We start from the raw sequence: 18492 nt of genomic DNA on the forward strand, positions 1-18492 counted from the left end.
TATTCCTCTTTCTCTTTCTTTGCGGTGCAAAATTTGTGGAGTAAATCATTTGATCCAACTAGCCTTTGATGGCCCCGGTAATGACACCCTTCGTGAAGTGTTTTTGCAGGAACGGGTAAACGATCAGGATGGGCAGCAGTGCCACCACCACAACGGCCATCTGCATTGACTGCGGCGGCGGTGTGGACGTCACCCCGATGGCGTCGGCCATGGATCCGCCTTGGACAACGTAATTGCGCAAAATGAGCTGGACCGGATACAGGGTTTGATCGTTGATGTAGAGCATGGCGTTGAAGAACGCGTTCCAGAATCCCACGGCATAGAACAGGCCCACCACGGCAATGACGGCCTTGGACAGAGGAAGAACCACCTTGCGCAGGATCATGAAGTCGCTGGCCCCGTCGATCCGGGCAGCCTCAATCAGTTCAGCAGGAATGTTCATGAAGAATGAGCGCATCACCACAAAGTTGAAGGCGGCAAAGGTGCCCGGCAGGATCAACGACCAGACGGTGTTCAGCAGGCCCAGTTGCTTGACCATCAGGAACATGGGGATCAGGCCGGGCGCGAACAGCAGGGTGAACAAGACCAGCAGCAGCACGGGGCGGCCAAACAGCACCGGCCGGCTGGTGGCGTACGCCATGGTGATGGTGATGAACAACGCCAGGAAGGTGCCCACGGCTGTGATGAAAGCGCTGACACCGAGCGCCCGGAACATGAACTCGCCGCTGAAGATGGCCTCATAGGCAGCGAAGGTGGGGTGGGTTGGCCACAGCACGAACCCGCCGGCGGCTATCAGCTGCTTGTCATCGGCCAATGAGGTGGAGACCACCAGGAGCAGCGGAATGACGATCGAGAGGCTGATGCCGCCGATGACCACGCCCTTGATGGCGTTGTAGATCGGCGACGCCGGTTCCTTCCAGGCAGGACGTCCCGGGTTGAAGGTCAGCTGCTTGTTGATGCTTTTGGTGGCGCGCCGACCGGGCAGTGTTGCAGTCATGCTTGTCTCCTTCTGTGGTGTCGTCCTCGTCTGGGTGCTCATGAGCCCGCCTTCTTCTGGAAGATGCCGGGTTCACCCAAGCGGTGAGCCACCTTGTTGGCCGCGTAGATCAGCAGGGCACCCACCACACCTTTGGCGAGGCCGGCGGCGGCACCAATGCTCCAACCACCACCGACAACCCCGGCAAAGTAGGTGAAGGTGTCCAAAACCTCGGACGCCCCGGCACCAACGGCGTCGTGTTGGAGCAGGAATTGCTCAAAGCCGACACTGAGAATGTCGCCGATGCGCAGGATCAGCAGCAGGACAATGATGGAGCGCAGCCCTGGCAGAGTGATGTGCCACATGCGGCGCCAACGGCCTGCCCCGTCTGCGGCGGCAGCCTCGTACAGCGACCCGTCGATGCTGGCCAGCGATGCCAGAAAGATGATCATGGCCCAGCCGGCGTCCTTCCAGACAAGCTGGACGGTGGCGAGCAGCGGAAAGGTGTCCGGGTTCGTCATGAAAGGCACGGTGTCCAGGCCCAGGTCCCGCAAGGTGTTGTTGACCAGTCCGGCGCCTCCGAGAACTTGCTGGAACAAGGCGATGACCAAGACCCAGGACAGGAAGTGCGGCAGGTACACCAGCGACTGGAACCAGCGGCGAAGATTGTTGCTGATCAACGAGTCCACAATCAAGGCCAGCCCCAGCGGAACGGGGAAGAACAACACCAGCTGCCAGACGGCCAGGACGATCGTGTTGCGCAGTGCCACCCAAAAGTCGGGGTTGAAGTACAGATCGACAAAGTTTTGCAGACCCACCCAGTCGCTGCCTGAGACGCCCAGGAACGGCTGGTAGTCCTGAAAGGCAATGACGTTGCCAAGGATCGGAATGTAAAAGAACAAGGCCAGGAATGCGACACCCGGAATCATCATCAGGAGCATCTGCCGGTCCCTGCGCAACCGGGTCCGCCACGGTACCTTGCGCAGCGGAACGCCGTCGTGCGGCTGCCGGCCCCTGGCCGGCGTCTTTCCCTGCTTGCCCTTGGGTTCAGGGGCGGCCCCGGGAAGTTCAACGGAGGCGGCAAGTTCCTCCGCCGACTCCTGCTGCATCTGGCTCATAGCTACTCCTGATCGTCATTGGACGGCGCATTCCCGAGCTCGAGCACCGTTTTGGTGGTTTCGGCGGGAATTGGTTAACCGATTAACAACGATAAGTGCGTTGGATCACATATGCAAGAAGCTGGGTAATATTCTTTTCAACGCGTCATAAACGATCACCGCGCGTCACGCCTACGGGCACGACGATTCGCGGTCACCAGGGTGCTGTGGCTGTGGATTCGCTTGGTGGTGTCACTGGATGCGGCTTCTGGTCACCGTCGACAGGGCCGACTGTCACCATCACGAAGACCGGGGCGCTCCTGGGCAGTCAGGCCCAGAGCACGACGAATCGTGGCCGGGGCAGAGCGCTGCGGGACCGTTTTAGGTCTGCCGGTTTACCTGTCGCCAGGCCTGTCGCGATTTGCCTTGTGACCGTCGGCGAAGTCCACCTGCTGCTTGCGCTGGTGTGGCAGCGTCAACATCATCAGCACTTCGTCCCGATCGCCGCCGGCGAATCGGAGGGCTCCGGGCCGGCGCCCGATTTCCTGCCAGCCACATGACTGGTAGAAGCCGGTCAGGCCCATGCCCGAACGCAGCTCAAGGTGCAGCTGTTCGAGGCTGAGATCGTCAGCAGCAGCCCGGGCCACCTCATTCATGAGGGCGCGGCCCACCCCGCTGTTGCGGTACTCCAGTGCCGTCTGGACGCGGGACACCCGCGCCCAATGAGCCGTGAGCTCACTGGAATTGCCGGCGAGGTAAAGCCAGCCGGCGAGTTCAGCATTCACAACGGCCAGCAGTATCCGGTTGACTCCCTGGCCCAATGAGTCAACCATGGCGTCGATTGCGGACTCGACCTGCTCCTCAGACACTGGTGTGAAGGGGAATCCCACGGCACCCCCTGCGTTGGCCACTTCCTGCCAGCAGCCAAGAAGTTGCTGCCGCATTTGCGGTCCAACCAGCGCAGGATCCAGCAGCCACCGCAGCTGAAGTTTTTCACTCACTTTCGCAGCCTCCCGGAGGACTCCGACACCAAGCGGACCGTTCCGGCTGCCGGGGCCGCCGGGCCCATTCGGAGCAGCCGGGCCAACGTCAAGGCTTGGGGCACTCGATCTTGGCCGTTGGGTCGACGTTGTTTTCCAACCAGTCCCCGCCGGAGTTGAGTTCCTTCATGGCTTTGCACATGGCAGCCTCGTCCGCCTTCATGGTGCGGTACACGGCATAAATGGAGTTGCCGAAGCTGTTGTCAGTTGACGGGTTGCGGAAGTTGTCGCAGGAAAGGTCCGTGCGCAGGTATTCCGCGTCGGGATACTTGTCCAGCGCCGCCTGGATGTCGGCGATGTTGTTGGGCGGATCAAAGAAGGTCTGCAGCACGAGCACGCCCGTGCCGTCGCAGGATGGGAAGGAAATGGGTTTGGACAGGCCCAAGTCCCCCGGCAGCTTCAGCTCCGGGGCGTCGGGGGTCCACCATGAAAGCATTTTCTGTTCGGCAATCACGGTGCCGCCTTCACTGACGCGGAAGGAATCGGCGTCCAGCGAATAGGTGAAATTGTCCTTGGCGGCCTGAACCGAGTTGCCGCTGATGACAGCCGGCAACCTTGTTGTCAGGCCGGTCTTCTTGTCCATGCCCAGATACGTGGCCTGGCCGTTGATGTCGCAAATGGCTGCCCTGAACTGCTCGGATGCTGCCACATAGCGCACTGTCCCGGACCATTTGCAATAAGCCTTGTCGGCGTTGGAATAGTTATTGGGATTTGCGTCGTTGGCCGGCACCCCGAAGGTTGGCGTTGATTTGGCAGACGCCGAGGGCGTGGCCGACGTGGTTGGCTCGGCCGGCTCGGTTGTCCGGTCTGTCCGAGGCGGGCGTGTGGCCGGGTTTTTCGCTGATGACGGGGTTGGACCGGCAGTGCCGGTTTCGGGAACCGGATTGCCTGCGACGGGTTCCTTGCCAGACTGAAGCTCGTGGCTGCCGGCTTCGGATGAGCCACCCCACAGCACGTTGCCCATCATGGAATTGGCGACGATCAAGCCGCCCGCCAGCAGCGCGCACACCAAGACGGTGCCGGCCACTGACCAGGCCACGACTTTGCGGCGGCCGGCGGATTTTGGGTTCTCCGCCAGCGCGGCTGATGGTGCCGCAGCTGGTGGTGGTGGCGTCGGCAGTGGCGCGCTGGGCATGGGAGTTGCCGGCGCGCTGGTCGCTGGTGCCGGCGGCGTCGACCGCCCAGACGCCTCAGACGCCTCAGACGGCGGCGGCGGTGGGCCGGGAATGTTTTCGTCCGGTCCCGGCCATGGCTGTGGTCCACTCATTGATTGGCCCCCTCAAGTCAATAAAAGATCCCGAGCAGGACCAACTCACAGATTACACCCGCGGGCAGACACTCTTGGACTGCCGTGCGCATTGTGACCGTCCGTCGGAGACGCCAAGAGCCGTGTCCCGGACGGGGAACACGGCTCTTGGCGTTCGGAGTGGGCGGCTGCCGGGCTCCTGGCAGCGGAGCGCTAGCCTTCGACGCCGAGGGTCTTGAGGATCAGTTCGCGCACGCGGCCGGCGTCGGCCTGTCCGCGGGTGACCTTCATGACGCCGCCAACAATGGCACCCACGGCCTGCACCTTGCCGCCGCGGATCTTCTCGGCAACGTCGGGCTGGGCCGCCAATGCCTCGTCGATCGCGGTCTGGAGGGCGCCGTCGTCGGACACCACGGCAAGGCCGCGCTTGGCCACAACCTCGGCGGGCGTCCCCTCGCCCTCGAGGACGCCGTCGAGCACCTTGCGGGCCAGCTTGTCATTGATGGCGCCGGAGGCGATGAGCTTTTCAATCTCCACCACGACGGCGGGGCTGACGCCCAGCGCGGCGGGGTCGACGTCGGCCAGCTTGGCGCGGCGTGCGATCTCGCCCATCCACCACTTGCGGGCGGCGGAAGCGGAAGCACCGGCCGTGACGGTTTCCTCGATTTCATCCATGAGGCCGGCGTTGACAACGTCACGGAATTCCAGGTCCGAATAACCCCAGTCGGCCTGCAGGCGCTTGCGGCGCTCGGCCGGCGGCTCGGGCAGCCGGGTGCGCAGTTCCTCAACCCACTCGGCGGAGGTGACGATGGGGACAAGGTCGGGTTCCGGGAAGTACCTGTAGTCGTCGGCGTCGGACTTGGGCCGGCCCGACGTCGTTGACTTCGTGTCCTCGTGCCAGTGACGGGTTTCCTGCGTGATCAACACGCCAGAATCCAAAACGGCTGCGTGGCGCTGGATTTCAAACTTCACGGCATTTTCGACGGCGCGCAGCGAGTTCACGTTCTTGGTCTCGGTGCGCGTGCCGAACTTTTCCTGGCCGTAGGGGCGCAGGGAAACGTTGGCGTCGCAACGGACGTTGCCGCGTTCCATCTTGGCGTCGGACACGCCAAGGTTCTTCACGATTTCGCGGATGGCCGCAACATAGGCCTTGGCCAGTTCGGGGGCACGGGAGCCGACATTTTCGATCGGCTTGGTGACAATTTCAACCAACGGAACACCCGAGCGGTTGTAGTCCACAAGGGAGAAGTCGGCGCCCTGGATGCGGCCGGTGGCGCCACCCATGTGGGTCAGCTTTCCGGCGTCTTCCTCCATGTGGGCGCGCTCGATCTCCACATGGAAAACCGTGCCGTCTTCGAGCTCAATGTCGATCCAGCCGTCGTAGCAGATGGGGTCTTCGTACTGGGACGTCTGGAAGTTCTTGGGTGTGTCCGGGTAGAAGTACTGCTTCCGGGCAAAGGTGCAGTGCTCGGCGATCTTGCAGTTCAGCGCCAGGCCGATCAGGATCGAGGACTCCACGGCCTTCTTGTTCACGACCGGCAGCACGCCGGGCAGGCCCAGGCACACCTCATTGACGTTGGAGTTGGGCTCGTCGCCAAAGATGTTCGGGGCCGAGGAGAACATCTTGGTCTTGGTGTTCAGCTCAACATGGACCTCGAAGCCGAGCACCGGATCGTACTTTTCCATGGCTTCGTCGAAGCTGAGAATGGTGTCAACGCTCATTAGTTGGCCTCCTTGGCTGCGATTGCTGTGTTGGCGAGTTCCGGGGCCTGATTCAGCATGGGGCCGCCCCACTTGGCCTCCAGCAGGCTCTCCAGCACGGCACCCACTCGGTAGACGCGGGCGTCCTCGCGCGCCGGGGCCAACAGCTGAATGCCAACGGGCAGGCCGTCTTCATCAGCGAGGCCGCCAGGCAGTGTCAGGCCGGGGATGCCGGCCAGGTTTGCCGGGATCGTCGCAACGTCCTGCAGGTACATCGACAGCGGATCATCCAGCTTCTCGCCCAGCTTGAACGCAGTGGTGGGCGTTGTTGGGGAAATCAGCACGTCGACCTGGGCAAATGCTGCCTCGAAGTCGCGCTGCACCAGGGTGCGCACCTTCTGGGCGGAGCCGTAATAAGCGTCGTAGTAGCCGGCGCTCAGGGCGTAGGTGCCCAGGATGATGCGGCGCTTGACCTCGGGGCCAAAGCCGGCCGAGCGGGTGGCAGCCATGACGCGCTCAATGGTGAGCGGGCCGTCGGTGGGCAAAGTGCGCAAACCAAACCTGACGCCGTCGAACTTGGCAAGGTTGGAGGAAGCCTCGCTGGGCATGATCAAGTAGTAGGCACCCAGGGCGTAGCCAAAGTTGGGGCAGGAGACCTCAACGATCTCAGCCCCTGCTTCGCGCAACAGTTCCAAGGATTCGTTGAAACGGTTTTCAACGCCGGCCTGGAATCCCTCGCCGTGCAATTCCTTGATGACGCCGATCTTCATGCCCTTGACGTTGCCCGTGCGGGCAGCGGCAACCAGGCCGGGCGAAGGGTCCGTCAGGGAGGTGGAGTCCTGGGGGTCGTGGCCGCCGATGACTTCCTGGAGCAGTGCGGAGTCAAGGACCGTGCGTGAGACCGGGCCAATCTGATCCAGCGAGGATGCCATGGCGATGGCGCCGTAGCGGGACACGGCACCATAGGTGGGCTTGACGCCAACGGTGCCCGTGACGGAACCGGGCTGGCGGATGGAACCACCAGTGTCGGTGCCCAGGGCCAGCGGCGCTTCGAAGGAGGCGACGGCGGCAGCCGAGCCGCCGCCTGAACCGCCGGGGATCCGGTCAAGATCCCAGGGGTTGCGGGTGGGGCCGTAGGCGGAGTGCTCGGTGGAGGATCCCATGGCAAACTCGTCAAGGTTCGTCTTGCCCAGCATCGGCATGCGGGCTGCACGGATCTTCTTGATGACGGTTGCGTCGTAGGGGCTCATCCAGCCCTCGAGGATCTTGGAGGCTGCCGTGGTGGGCTGGCCCTTCGTGACGATGAGGTCCTTGACGGCGATCGGCACACCGGCCAGCTCGTGCAGTTCTTCGCCGGCAGCACGGCGGGCGTCGACGTCGGCAGCGACTGCGAGCGCTTCCTCGGCGTTGACATGCAGGAACGCGTTAATGCCCCGGTCGCCGCCGTCGATCTCGGCAATGCGGTCAAGGTGGGCCTGGACCAGCGCAACGGAGGTAATTTCCCCGGACGCCAGCTTGGCAGCCATTGCGGACGCGCTGGATCGAATCAGTTCATGTGCACTCATGGATTAGCTCTCCTCCAGAATTGCTGGAACCTTGAAGCGTCCATCAGCAGAATCGGGCGCCCCGGACAGGGCTTCCTCGACGGTCAGTACGTGGCCAACCACGTCTTCGCGCATGACATTTGTCAGTGGAATGGGATGCGAGGTGGCGGGAACTTCGTCCCCTGCAGCCTCGCTGACGCTCTTCACTGAATCCACAATCACAGCCAATTCCTTGGCCATGCGGTCCAGTTCGTCGTCGCTCATCTCGATGTGAGCCAGTTGCGCCAAGTGCGCCACGTCGTCACGGTTGATCGCAGCCATGGATCTCCCTACAAAAAAGAAAAAGTTATCCCCACCAGCTTATCGCTCCCACACAGGATGATTTCCCCTGTGCTGTGAGATGCCTGTCTCCGTCCCGGCCATGCGTCCGCATGGGTGCCTGTTTTGTCCGCTAGTTGGTGTCCGCACCTGCGACCGGGTCCGTGCCTGCCCCTGCCTGCTGGCCTGCTTGTGCGGCTGCTGCCTCTTGCCGCGTCCCTGTCTGGTTTCGCGAACCTGCACGCTTCCGCGCCCTGGGCCGCCGAGCCCAGAGCCGGGAGCTGCGTGCGGAGAGGGCCAACAGCACCAGGATGTCCAGGGGCAGACCGAACAGGTTGGTGCCGAGGGTGATGTGCTCCCCACCAAGAATGGAAACGGCGGAAACCACCACCAACAGCCCGCTGTAGGCCATCGAAGCAATTCTGGCCCAATTGCTGCCCCTGAAGACCAGGACGGCCAGGACCAGGTAGAGGGCAATGCCGAGTGCCGCAAGGATGACAACCACGAGCACGAAAACGTCCAGCATCTGTGCTTCCTCGGCGCTCATGCCGGCAACGGCGGTCCTTGAGACCTCCTGCCACTCCCCCAGCATGAGCGCCACTGTCACTGCCCCCACCACAACCCGGACCACCATCAACAGCACTCCGAGGGCGGTGGACACCGGTCGCCGCCGTGCCCGGATTTCCCGGCGCGCATCGAGCCCCAGTCCCAAGTCGTTGCCGTCCACGGGGACGGCGACCGGCCGGACGTCGACCACCGGCAGGTCACCGTCCGTCTGGATGGTGTCGCCGCCACCGTTGCGGGAGTGATAGCCGGTGGCGAAGTCTTCGATGACCCGCACCTGGATCTCCGCCCCGCTTTCCACCAGCGTCGAGACGATGTGGTCGCGCTCGATGTCGGTGTCGGCGTCGATCTTGTGTGTGACTTGCAGTGTGAACAGGGAAAAGCCGACGGCCCGGTCGAAGGTGCCGGCGGCCAGCCAGTCGGCCCTGTGTCCGCCAGGCAGCAGCCAGCCATCCGGGCAGCGCCAGAACCGCACATGGTGCCGCTTCGCTGGATTGCCTTGCACTTCCTGCTGGTACGCAAGGTCCTGCTGGTGGCCAAACAGCAGCAGCGGGCTCACGGGGGCCTCGTCGTAACTGCGTTTGAGAACGGTGGAGGTGATGATGCGACGACTGGAAGCCAACGTGATTTCGTCAGCCCTGATCCAGCCGGCACGGCTCATGGCTTCGTGGAGCTGGGCCTCGCTGCCCATGACGGCAAGGTTGATCGGGTCCCCCAGCAGCCCATCGCTGGTGCGGGCGCGGCCAATGAAATAGTCGGGGACGTAAATGGCGGTCAGGATGCTGTGCAGTCGCGGCAGCACCAGGTAGGCCAGAACCAGCCAGAACAGGACGAAGAATGGTGCCAGATACCAGCCCCAGGCGAACCCCTGCGAGAGCACCAGCCAGGCCAGCCACAGTGCGGCAAGGCCACTGAAGGCGAACACAAAATTGTCCACCATGGCGTTGATGGACCGCCTCCGCGCACGCCAGCGGCTTCGCCGTGGACTCATCAGCCCCGCGGGGACCTGCTGTGGAGTGGGACACATGTGGCCATCATAGTCCGGCCTCGTTTCCGGGGTCGGAGCTCCGGCGCGCTGCCGGAGTCCCGGCGCGCTGCCCAGACCCCGGCGAGGCGCTCAGCGCGGCGTCAAAGCTCCAGTCGGTACACGCGCAGCATCTTGCCGTTCTCCGGAATGGGCCAATCACGTTCGGGCACCCGAACGAACCCCAGCGACAGGTAGAGGGCATGCGCCGCGTGCCAGTCATCACCGGTGGTGAGGCTGACGGCATGAATGCTGTGGTCGGCACGCGCCCGGTCCAGAATCCAGTTCACCATCGTTTTTCCGGCTCCACTGCGCTGCACCGCCGGATCCACCACCAGCAGCCGGAACTCCAACTCGTGCGGCAGGGCAATGTCTGCCCACACATCGCCGTGCACCGCCAGGGTGGCCGAGCCGACCACCGCCCCGTCACGTTCGGCAACGATGACCGGCGCCGCCGCAGCCCGCTCTCCCACGCGCATGATCTTTTGCATATATGGATATTCGACGCTGTCAAAGTACCCCGCACCAAGGTAGGCATCCGCCGTGATGCGGGCGACGGCGTCGTAATCGGCTGCGGTGATGGGCCGAACTAGTACTGTCATGTGCGTGGGTTTCCCTTGGCTGGTGAAGGTTTTCAACTGAAGTCCGACGACGGAACTTGCCTTCCCATTCTTCCGCACCCGGGTGCGGGGGAAGAAATCCGCCGGTGGCGTTCTCAGTGTTCTCGGATGGCCGGGCCGCCCTGCATCGAAACAGCAGCTGATGCGGTGATATCGCCTGGCTCGCCGCATCAGCTGCTGTTTGGAATCCACACCGGCGGAGCCGAGCCGTATCCTTGCGCCTGCACGTTCGTTTCAGCAACAAGGCCGGAAATCTGACCTGCCGGCGGCAGCCGCAGCCCCGGTCCCCAAAGGGTTGATTCGGGCACCAGCATGGCAGGGTCAAGCGCAGGAAGCAGCGTGCCCAGATCGGACGGCCCTGTCCGCAGCAACTCCACGGCAGTTCGGGCCAGGGACAGCCGGGCATTCCGAACAGTTCCATGCAAGCGTTCGCACCACGCCTCGATCGCGGTGGCAGCACACAGGTACCCCGTGGCGTGATCCAGCGCCTGGACCGGCAGCGGATGCGGCCGGTCCGAACCGAAATGAGCCATCCCGGCATGGGCGATCCCGCAGCTCATTTGCACCAGCGAATCAAAGCCGCGCCGGTTGGCCCACGGCCCGCTCCAGCCGTAGGCGTCGAGCGCCACGACAACAAGGGTGGGATGGGCCTGGGCCAGAAAGTAGTCCGACAAACCCAACCGGTCCAGCGCATCGGGGCGGTAGCCGTGGATAAAAATGTCCGCGCCGGCCAGCAATTCCTGCAGCGCGGCCAAACCCTCCGGCGTTTTTATATCCAGCCGCGCGCAGTGCTTGCCAACGGTCATTTCCGGCTCCAATGCCGGCTCCTCCCAATCCGGCGGGTCGATCCGCAGCACCTCCGCCCCGTACATGGCCAGAAAACGCGTTGCGACGGGACCGGCAATGACCCGGGTCAAATCCAGCACGCGCACACCCTCCAGCGGACGCCGCGCATTGGTGGGCCGGGAGCGCGGGAGGGTACCGCCGTCGTTCGCGAAGCGCCGGGAACCCCACTGAACCAGCGGCTCCGCAGACACGGCACGGCCCTGCGGATGCGCCAGCCACTGGGCCTGCGAGCGCATGACTGCCGCACATCCATTCGCGGCGACAATGGCGGATTCCAGCTCCTCCCCGTTCCAATGGTCGACGGCGGAGGCAACAGTTTCGCGGTCGGCACCGGCTCCCAGCCCGAGCACCTTGAGCGCCGCCGCACGGTGGTGTGGGGCGTTGGTATGCAGACGGATCCAGCCGCCGGAGCAGGGGTAATCCCCGGCAATGGCGTCCCAGACGGGCGGCAGCTCCCAGCCAACGGGATTGAACGAGAGTCCAAACCACAGGGACGCCAGGTCCCTGTCGATCGAGATTTTAGGCGGGGCGGCACCCTGGTGCACGGCCAGCCGGGCGACGGCCGCGGCGGCCCGGGCCATGGCGGATACGGCCAGACCCGTCACGTCAAAGGCCGCGGGCAGTGTCCCCGACCCGCTGATTTTCACGCCAGTAGGCGGCATGAATTTGCCGCTGTTCACGTCCATGGCACCACAGTACGCCTGCAGCCCGGCACAACCCATGGCCATGTCAGCCAGGTTGGCGTCATCGGCCTGAGCCATGGCCGGCACTACAACCAGCCCTTGTCCCTCGCGAGAGTAAGTGCCTCGGTCCGGTTGCGGCTGCCGGTCTTGCCGATGGCACTGGAGAGGTAATTGCGCACCGTACTTGTTGAAAGCTGCAGGGAATTGGCGATGTCGGCAATGGTGGCGCCGCCCTCGCCGGCGGAAAGCGCGTCCCGTTCCCGCTCGGTCAGGGGGTTGGGGCCGGCACGCAACGACTGGGCGGCAAGGACCGGATTGACGACAGTTTCCCCGGCCAGCACGAGCCTGATGGCGGCGGCCAGTTCCTCCACGGGATCATCCTTGACAAGGAATCCGCGGGCCCCTGCATCGAGGGCACGGCGCAAATGGCCCGGCCGGCCAAACGTCGTCACCATCAAAACGGCGATCCCGGGCATGGCCGTCAGCAGCGCGGGGATGACGTCAAGGCCGCTGCCGCCGGGCATCTCAATGTCGAGCACGGCAACGTCCGCCCGCGAGGCAACGGCGGCCGCAACGACTTCATCGCCGCGCCCCACCTCGGCCACAACGTCCAAATCCGATTCGAGTCCCAGCAGCGCCGCGAGGGCCGAGCGCATCATGAGCTGGTCCTCGGCAATCATGACCCTCGTTGCCGCCACGGCGTTCACTCCCCCAGGGTCCGTACTGGTGCAGTCCGAGCAGGCGCAGTCCGTACTGGTGCAGTCCGGACGGGCGCAGACCGACCAGGCACGGATCGCTCTGCCTCCGGGTGTGCCGCCTCCGGGTGTGCTGCCACGGGAATTGTTGCGCTGAGCCTGAAGCCCGACGCCGTTGCTCCCGCCACCAGGTCTCCACCCACACCTGCGACCCGCTCCCGCAATCCGCGCAGGCCGCTGCCGTCCGCCGCCGGACCAGGACCCGCAGAACCGGTACTGGCAGCACGGGTACTGCGCGAAACGGTACTGCGCGAAGTACCGGCAGCTTTCCCGGCGAGCCCGTCATCGACCACGTCCACCCGCACGCTGTCCCCGGTGCGGAACAAGCTGATCCGGCATCGTCCGGCCTTGGCGTGCCGGAGCACATTGGTTGTGCCTTCCCGCACCACCCACGCAAGGACGGCTTCACCGGCGTCGTCCAGGTCCTGCGGCACCGTGCCATCGGAAACGCTCACGCTAACGTCGGCGGCATCCAGCGCTGCCTGCGCATTCTCCAGCTCCGCGGCGAGGCCCTGGCTGCGGTATCCCGCCACCGCCTCGCGCACCTGGGCCAGCGCCTGCCGCCCAATGGCCTGCACGTCTCCGGCATGCCGGGCGGCCGCCTCGGCGTCCACCGGGGCCAGGCGCCTGATCAGCTCGCCCTTGACCACGATGACCGACAGGGTGTGGCCCAGGAGGTCGTGCATGTCCCGGGAGAAACGACGGCGCTCGTCCGCGACCGCCGTCTCGGCCAGCCGCTCGCGGGTGGCCATGAGGTCACGGACCAGGGCCAGCAGGTATTGGGCCATCCAGGTGATCAGTCCGGCCAGCAGGCATGCGGCTGCAGTGCACAGCCCCGCGGTCCAGGAACCGGCCCACGCACCAACCAGGACGGCCCCGTTCACCGCAATCGTGATGACGGCGGCGGGGCCCCAGCGGCGGCCAAGCGCTGCCACGGATCCCACGCACACCAACGCAAGTGCCAGGTCCGTGACGACCACGCTGGCAGCGCCCGCCCCGGCCCCGGCCGGGCTGGCGTGGCCAGCTCCCGCCCACAGGACAGCCAGCATGAGCGCCGCCGCCGCCGCGAAAAACACCGGGCCCAGCCACCGCGGGGTGCGATGCGAGGCCAGCCACACCAGCACAGGCGTGAATTCATTGCACTCGGCGCCGGAGTGTTTGCTGGTGCCGACTGGCAATCTGTGCGTGTTCATGATGTGCGTGTTCATGACAGGTCCTCGTCGGGGTTTCCCCCAGAATACGCCGGAGCACCCGGGCGCCGTAAGGGCAGGCCCAGCATGAGGATGGTTCCCACGAACACGTGCATCAGCGCCAAAACCGTGAGTGTTCCCGCCGCAGCGCCCATTCCCAGCGGTCCCAGCAGGGACACCGCAAGGAACGTCCAGCCGATGATCCGCCAAAATTTCAAGGCCTTCTCGGTGCGCCGTTCCAGCATCGCCAGCAAGCCCCACGCCGCAGCACCGGCCAGCAGCGGCACCGCAATGACCGACGCCAATGTGACCTGCTGGGTCTGGGCTCCCGCGCCCACCACCAGGTCAAGTCCGAGGATCGGAACGGCCACAAGCCAAAGCACGACGGCGGCCAGCACCCCCGCCGCTACTGCCGCGCTGCGGCGTGTGGCCGGCCCCGGATAATCGGCCGGGCCGGAGGGGCCCGATGCGTCCGTCCGGGCTGTTGGGGAATTTGCATTTGTCTTTGACATGGCTGTTTCCTTTGGCTCAAGGCGATGGTGTTTCCATCTCCTTTGAGCTTAGGAATCCTGCACTCCCGGCGGCAGGACCGTGGGTACGGTCTTTACCGGGACAAATGTCCTGCCGGAGGTTCCGCGCCCTTGATCCGGGGTGTGCCGCCGAGGGTGCACACCAGCTGCCACAGGTAGCCGTCGGGGTCAGTGACCGAGCCAATGTACTGCCGGCGTCCGCTGGAATGTTCAATCGTGCGCGTACCGGTGTCCGGGCTCCCCGCCGCACGAGCCGACGCCACCAGCTGGTCAACCCTCGCCGTCGTCCTAATGGCGCAGCTGATGACCCCGTCGCTGCGGCCGGGACCGGACACAACCTGGTTCTGCCCGGTGTTGCGGGCAAAGACGTCAGCCTCAGCCAGGAACAAGGTCATACCAACCAGCTGGATGTGCACGATCCCGTCCGTGGCGGACGCCCCGGACATGCCCAGCCCGTCGCGGTAAAACGCCAGAGACCGGCCAACATCGGCCACAACCCTCGAAAGGACCACACCTTCGGTTTCCATATTCGTCACCTTACCTTGGTCTGGACGGGCCTCAGCGGAGCCTACTCTTTCGGGGCGAAGCCGCCTTCGAGCCCCGGCACACTGGCGCCGGTCCAGACGGCAAGGACTTCCTCGCGGGTTGGCAGCCCGTTGACGGCGGGGCTCAAGACGGGCCGGTGCACCCAGGCACCGGCTTCCTCGGCGATCAGCCCGCCGGCCGCAAAGTCGTGCTCAAACAAGCCGTATTCCAGGTAGGCGTCAACGGAGCCTTCGGCCACCGCACACAGTTCCAGTGAGGCGGAACCCAACCGGCGGAAGTCCCCGAAGTTGTCCATGCGCCCGTCCAGTTCCGAGACGAGGCGGCGCCGGATGGCCGGCTCATACGTCAGAGCGGTGGAAAGCAGCGTCCCGCCGCGGGCCTCGGTGGGGCCGTTCAGCCGGCGCACCGACTGGACGCCGTCGGCCCTGACTTCATCCAGCCAGGCGCCGCCGCCGCGGGAGCCGAAGTACACCCTGCGCAGGGCAGGTGCATTGACGACGCCGGCCAGCCAGTCGCCGTCGGGCCCCATCACGGCCACCGAGGTGCCGTAGTAGGCGATGTTGCGGATGTAGTTCATGGTGCCGTCGAGCGGGTCGATGCTCCACCTGTACCCGGACGGTTCCGCAGGCAGGGCGGGTGCAAGCTCCTCCCCCGTGATGACATCATGCGGGCGGGCCTCGGTGATGACGGCGCGCACGGCCCGTTCGGCGGCCAGATCAAAGGCCGTGACCCAGTCGGCGTCGGAGGACTTTTCGGTGGCGCCAAAACCGTCCGGGTCGCGGACGGCAAGCACTGCGGCACCGGCAGCAGCGGCACGCAGGGCCACTTCGAGCAATTCATCAACTGGTACGGCGTGCGGGGTCATGGTGATCCTTTACTTGTTGGTTGGATAATCTGCTGCTACCCGGCGTCTGGTGCCGGCCCGCCGGTGCTTTCCGGATCGGCGGCCGCCGCATCGGTGGCCGCCGCATCGGTGGCCGCCGGCCCGTTGGCCAGCAATGCCTTGAAGGCGTCTTCGTCCAGCACTGGAATCCCCAGCGCCTCGGCCTTGTCCAGTTTGGTTCCGGCAGCTTCACCGGCAACCACATAGGAGGTGTTCTTGGAGACCGACCCGGCCGCCTTGCCGCCGCGAACAATGATGGCTTCCTTGGCCTCGTCGCGGCTGAGGGTGGGCAGCGTGCCTGTCACCACGATCGTCAGCCCTTCGAGCGTTCGCGGCGCCGACTCGTCCACAGCATCGGCCATGAGCACGCCCGCCGCAGCCCAAGCCTCGATGATCTCCTGGTGCCAGTCGACGGCAAACCATTCGATCAATGCCTCGGCAATGATGGCCCCGACACCGTCCACGTCGGCCAGCTTTTCGCGGGCATCGGGGGCCAGCAGCGCTTCCCGGATGGCTGCCATGGTGCCGTAGCGGGTGGCCATGGCGCGCGATGCCGTGGGACCGACATGCCTGATGGACAATGCCACCAACACCCGCCACAACGGCTTCGACTTGGCCTTTTCCAGCTCCTCGTACAGCTTCTCGGTGGTCTTGGTCGGCACCGACGGCTTTTTGGCCGTCGCCTTGGTGTAGAAGTACGGCACCTGCTGGAAGCGGCCGGTCCCTTCGCCCTTGGACCGGATTTCGCGCCAAACCACGACGTCGGACAGGTCCAGTTCCGCAATGGAGAACACTTGCGCTTCGCTCACCAGGGGGCCGGGGCCGGCCGGGACAATCTCCCCGTCATGTTCGGCCGGATCGGGGCCGGGCCCGGTGGTCAGCGCCATGGCTGCCTCATAGCCCAGCGCCTCAATGTCGAAACCGCCGCGGCCGGCCAGGTGTGCCACCCGCTCGGTCAGCTGGATGGGGCACGATTGCGTGTTGGGGCAGCGGATGTCGATGTCGCCGTCCTTGGCGGGTGCCAGTTCGGTGCCGCACGACGGGCAGTGTGTGGGCATGATGAATTCACGCACCGGCGGATCCTGCTGCTCACGCAGGGCCATGACCGGTCCCACGATTTCCGGAATGACATCCCCGGCCTTGCGCAGCACCACAATGTCGCCGATCATGACGCCCTTGGCCTTGACCACGTCCTGGTTGTGCAGGGTCGCCCGTTCAACCGTGGAGCCGGCCACCTTCACGGGCTCCATGATGCCAAACGGCGTCACGCGGCCGGTGCGGCCCACCTGCACCTGAATGTCAAGGAGTTTTGTGTTGACTTCTTCCGGCGGGTACTTATACGCCACCGACCATCGCGGCACCCGCGAGGTATGGCCCAGTTCCCGCTGCGTGGCGAGGTCGTCAACCTTGACCACGATGCCGTCAATCTCATGAATCAAGTCGTGGCGGTGCTCACCGTAGTAGGAGATGAACTCCATGACCTCGGGCAGGCTCGACACCACCTTGTAGTACGGGCTGATGGGCATGCCCCACGACTTCAGCAGCTCATACGTTTCCGACTGCGTGGCGGTGCTCAGCCCCTCGCGGGCACCGATGCCGTGCACAAACATGCTCAGCGGCCGCTTGGCGGTCTCCGCCGGGTTCTTCTGCCGCAGCGAACCGGCCGCCGAGTTCCGCGGGTTGGCGAACGGGGCTTTTCCGGCCGCCACCATCTGCTCATTGAGCACGGCGAAATCCTTGGAGGCGATGAACACCTCGCCACGAATCTCCACCTCGACGGGAAAGTTGCTGCCGTGAAGCTTCTGCGGGATGTCCTTGATGGTGGCCACATTGTGGGTGATGTCCTCGCCCGTGGTGCCGTCGCCGCGTGTGGCCGCCCGCACCAGCACGCCGTCGCGGTACAGAAGGTTCACCGCCAGGCCGTCAATCTTCAGCTCAGTCAGCCACTGCGGCGCTTGTCCGCGGCGCTTTTCAACCGACGCGGCGGCCTTGACCAGCCAGGCCTCGAGCTCTTCCAGGGAGAACACGTCTTCCAGCGAATACATTCTGGCCAGATGTTCGACGGCGGCGAAGGCCTCCGAGACCTCCCCGCCTACCAGCTGGGTTGGGGAATCATTTGTGACCATTTCCGGATGCAGCGCCTCAAGCGTTTCCAGTTCGCTGTACAGCACGTCGAACTCGGCATCGGAGACGATGGGCGCGTCTTCGTTGTAATACGCGGCACGGTACTTTTGGACCAGGTCCACCAGGACGCCGTAGCGTTCCCTGTCTGCATCCGGGGGAATGACTTCCACGCCGGCCGGCTCGTTCTCAGGCGCTTTCCCGCGCACTGCGTCCACCGGGTTCTTCTGGGCGGGAATTTGCTGGGGGTCTGTTGGCTCGCTGCTCACGCTACTATCTTGCCCCACCAAGCCCCGCCGGCGCACCATCTGGCGGGCGTTCCTCAAACCAATGCCGCGTTAAACAAAAATCGCCGGCCCCGCCCGAAGGCAGAGACCGGCAATTCTGTGAGCGCTGCGCCCACTCACCCACACACATCTGGCCCGCACTTGTGGCTGTAATATCAACTCAATACGGTTGAATATACAGCCACAAGTGCGGGCCAGTTCGTATGTGGAGGCTACTTGGAGGCGGCTTCCTGCTGCTGCTTCTGCTTGTTCACAATGACCTTGACGTCGCCGAGGTCGCTGATGACGCGGGCCAGCGACTTCTTGGACGTCGGCCACTGGGTGCCCTTGAAGCGTGTGGCGTCGGGACCTTCCCAGCGAACCGACTGGGCCTTGCCATCCAAGGTCGTCATGACCTGGGTGATCTGGTCAATCGCCGTGCCGAGCTTTGAGACCAAATCGGCCATGTCCTGGGGATCGTTACCGAGCATACCGGCCATGATGCACATCCTTATGTTGAAGAAGATGCCCTGCTGGCTTGT

General features: G+C 64.6%; 17 protein-coding genes. All 17 read right to left on the reverse strand.

Annotated features, from left to right (window positions below; translation table 11 throughout):
• Nucleotides 1-58 precede the first annotated feature (58 nt).
• The 17 genes from ACT3TS_RS00945 to ACT3TS_RS01025 all read right to left on the reverse strand — a co-directional run bounded on the left by ACT3TS_RS00945 (nucleotide 59) and on the right by ACT3TS_RS01025 (nucleotide 18450).
• Nucleotides 59-997, reverse strand: coding sequence for a carbohydrate ABC transporter permease (locus ACT3TS_RS00945; RefSeq protein ID WP_444529610.1), 939 nt, complete (start codon nucleotides 995-997; stop codon nucleotides 59-61).
• Nucleotides 998-1035: 38 nt separating this feature from the next.
• On the reverse strand, nucleotides 1036-2085 hold the full coding sequence (locus tag ACT3TS_RS00950; RefSeq protein WP_444529640.1) for an ABC transporter permease: 1050 nt from the start codon (nucleotides 2083-2085) through the stop codon (nucleotides 1036-1038).
• 383 nt (nucleotides 2086-2468) lie between these two features.
• A complete protein-coding gene (locus ACT3TS_RS00955; RefSeq protein WP_444529611.1) occupies nucleotides 2469-3074 on the reverse strand; it encodes a GNAT family N-acetyltransferase in 606 nt (201 codons plus the stop codon).
• 88 nt (nucleotides 3075-3162) lie between these two features.
• A complete protein-coding gene (locus ACT3TS_RS00960) occupies nucleotides 3163-4248 on the reverse strand; it encodes a hypothetical protein (protein ID WP_444529612.1) in 1086 nt (361 codons plus the stop codon).
• A gap of 324 nt (nucleotides 4249-4572) precedes the next feature.
• Entirely contained in the window at nucleotides 4573-6081 is a 1509-nt protein-coding gene (gatB, locus tag ACT3TS_RS00965; protein ID WP_444529613.1) for an Asp-tRNA(Asn)/Glu-tRNA(Gln) amidotransferase subunit GatB, read from the reverse strand.
• Nucleotides 6081-7625 (reverse strand): Asp-tRNA(Asn)/Glu-tRNA(Gln) amidotransferase subunit GatA, encoded by a 1545-nt coding sequence (gene gatA / locus ACT3TS_RS00970; RefSeq protein WP_444529614.1) that lies wholly within the window; start codon nucleotides 7623-7625, stop codon nucleotides 6081-6083. The genes gatB and gatA overlap by 1 nt, the downstream gene beginning before the upstream one ends.
• Nucleotides 7626-7628: 3 nt before the next feature.
• Nucleotides 7629-7925, reverse strand: a complete 297-nt coding sequence (gatC, locus tag ACT3TS_RS00975) for an Asp-tRNA(Asn)/Glu-tRNA(Gln) amidotransferase subunit GatC (protein WP_444529615.1) — start codon at nucleotides 7923-7925, stop codon at nucleotides 7629-7631.
• Nucleotides 7926-8055: 130 nt separating this feature from the next.
• On the reverse strand, nucleotides 8056-9513 hold the full coding sequence (locus ACT3TS_RS00980) for an LssY C-terminal domain-containing protein (RefSeq protein ID WP_444529616.1): 1458 nt from the start codon (nucleotides 9511-9513) through the stop codon (nucleotides 8056-8058).
• Between the two features lie 101 nt (nucleotides 9514-9614).
• The gene (locus ACT3TS_RS00985; RefSeq protein ID WP_444529617.1) at nucleotides 9615-10112 is read right to left on the reverse strand and encodes a GNAT family N-acetyltransferase; all 498 of its coding nucleotides are present in this window, start codon (nucleotides 10110-10112) and stop codon (nucleotides 9615-9617) included.
• Between the two features lie 188 nt (nucleotides 10113-10300).
• Nucleotides 10301-11737, reverse strand: coding sequence for a CoA transferase (locus tag ACT3TS_RS00990; RefSeq protein WP_444529618.1), 1437 nt, complete (start codon nucleotides 11735-11737; stop codon nucleotides 10301-10303).
• An 8-nt stretch (nucleotides 11738-11745) separates the two neighbouring features.
• Nucleotides 11746-12339, reverse strand: a complete 594-nt coding sequence (locus ACT3TS_RS00995) for a response regulator (protein WP_444529641.1) — start codon at nucleotides 12337-12339, stop codon at nucleotides 11746-11748.
• Between the two features lie 23 nt (nucleotides 12340-12362).
• Nucleotides 12363-13622, reverse strand: a complete 1260-nt coding sequence (locus ACT3TS_RS01000) for a sensor histidine kinase (RefSeq protein ID WP_444529619.1) — start codon at nucleotides 13620-13622, stop codon at nucleotides 12363-12365.
• Nucleotides 13619-14116, reverse strand: coding sequence for a DUF6069 family protein (locus tag ACT3TS_RS01005; protein ID WP_444529620.1), 498 nt, complete (start codon nucleotides 14114-14116; stop codon nucleotides 13619-13621). Before ACT3TS_RS01005 ends, ACT3TS_RS01000 begins: the two co-directional genes overlap by 4 nt.
• A gap of 92 nt (nucleotides 14117-14208) precedes the next feature.
• The gene (locus tag ACT3TS_RS01010) at nucleotides 14209-14661 is read right to left on the reverse strand and encodes a VOC family protein (RefSeq protein ID WP_444529621.1); all 453 of its coding nucleotides are present in this window, start codon (nucleotides 14659-14661) and stop codon (nucleotides 14209-14211) included.
• A gap of 41 nt (nucleotides 14662-14702) precedes the next feature.
• Complete coding sequence (locus ACT3TS_RS01015; RefSeq protein ID WP_444529622.1) at nucleotides 14703-15545, reverse strand: inositol monophosphatase family protein; 843 nt, start codon at nucleotides 15543-15545, stop codon at nucleotides 14703-14705.
• 35 nt (nucleotides 15546-15580) lie between these two features.
• The gene (gene ligA / locus ACT3TS_RS01020) at nucleotides 15581-17857 is read right to left on the reverse strand and encodes an NAD-dependent DNA ligase LigA (protein WP_444529642.1); all 2277 of its coding nucleotides are present in this window, start codon (nucleotides 17855-17857) and stop codon (nucleotides 15581-15583) included.
• Nucleotides 17858-18183: 326 nt separating this feature from the next.
• Nucleotides 18184-18450, reverse strand: a complete 267-nt coding sequence (locus ACT3TS_RS01025; RefSeq protein ID WP_444529623.1) for a hypothetical protein — start codon at nucleotides 18448-18450, stop codon at nucleotides 18184-18186.
• Between the last annotated feature and the right edge of the window lie 42 nt (nucleotides 18451-18492).

The organism is Specibacter sp. AOP5-B1-6, from assembly GCF_052376555.1.
Taxonomy (GTDB): domain Bacteria; phylum Actinomycetota; class Actinomycetes; order Actinomycetales; family Micrococcaceae; genus Specibacter.

Excerpts from the sequence above, each read along its gene's own strand:
- gatC (WP_444529615.1), bottom strand. The coding sequence starts at position 7,925 with ATGGCTGCGATCAACCGTGACGACGTGGCGCACTTGGCGCAACTGGCT.
- gatB (WP_444529613.1), bottom strand. The coding sequence starts at position 6,081 with ATGAGCGTTGACACCATTCTCAGCTTCGACGAAGCCATGGAAAAGTAC.
- ACT3TS_RS00985 (WP_444529617.1), bottom strand. The coding sequence starts at position 10,112 with ATGACAGTACTAGTTCGGCCCATCACCGCAGCCGATTACGACGCCGTC.
- ACT3TS_RS00945 (WP_444529610.1), bottom strand. The coding sequence starts at position 997 with ATGACTGCAACACTGCCCGGTCGGCGCGCCACCAAAAGCATCAACAAG.
- gatA (WP_444529614.1), bottom strand. The coding sequence starts at position 7,625 with ATGAGTGCACATGAACTGATTCGATCCAGCGCGTCCGCAATGGCTGCC.
- ACT3TS_RS01005 (WP_444529620.1), bottom strand. The coding sequence starts at position 14,116 with ATGTCAAAGACAAATGCAAATTCCCCAACAGCCCGGACGGACGCATCG.
- ACT3TS_RS01025 (WP_444529623.1), bottom strand. The coding sequence starts at position 18,450 with ATGGCCGGTATGCTCGGTAACGATCCCCAGGACATGGCCGATTTGGTC.
- ACT3TS_RS01010 (WP_444529621.1), bottom strand. The coding sequence starts at position 14,661 with ATGGAAACCGAAGGTGTGGTCCTTTCGAGGGTTGTGGCCGATGTTGGC.
- ACT3TS_RS00990 (WP_444529618.1), bottom strand. The coding sequence starts at position 11,737 with ATGGCTCAGGCCGATGACGCCAACCTGGCTGACATGGCCATGGGTTGT.
- ACT3TS_RS01000 (WP_444529619.1), bottom strand. The coding sequence starts at position 13,622 with ATGAACACGCACATCATGAACACGCACAGATTGCCAGTCGGCACCAGC.
- ACT3TS_RS01015 (WP_444529622.1), bottom strand. The coding sequence starts at position 15,545 with ATGACCCCGCACGCCGTACCAGTTGATGAATTGCTCGAAGTGGCCCTG.
- ACT3TS_RS00960 (WP_444529612.1), bottom strand. The coding sequence starts at position 4,248 with ATGCCCAGCGCGCCACTGCCGACGCCACCACCACCAGCTGCGGCACCA.
- ACT3TS_RS00950 (WP_444529640.1), bottom strand. The coding sequence starts at position 2,085 with ATGCAGCAGGAGTCGGCGGAGGAACTTGCCGCCTCCGTTGAACTTCCC.
- ACT3TS_RS00995 (WP_444529641.1), bottom strand. The coding sequence starts at position 12,339 with ATGATTGCCGAGGACCAGCTCATGATGCGCTCGGCCCTCGCGGCGCTG.
- ACT3TS_RS00980 (WP_444529616.1), bottom strand. The coding sequence starts at position 9,513 with ATGTGTCCCACTCCACAGCAGGTCCCCGCGGGGCTGATGAGTCCACGG.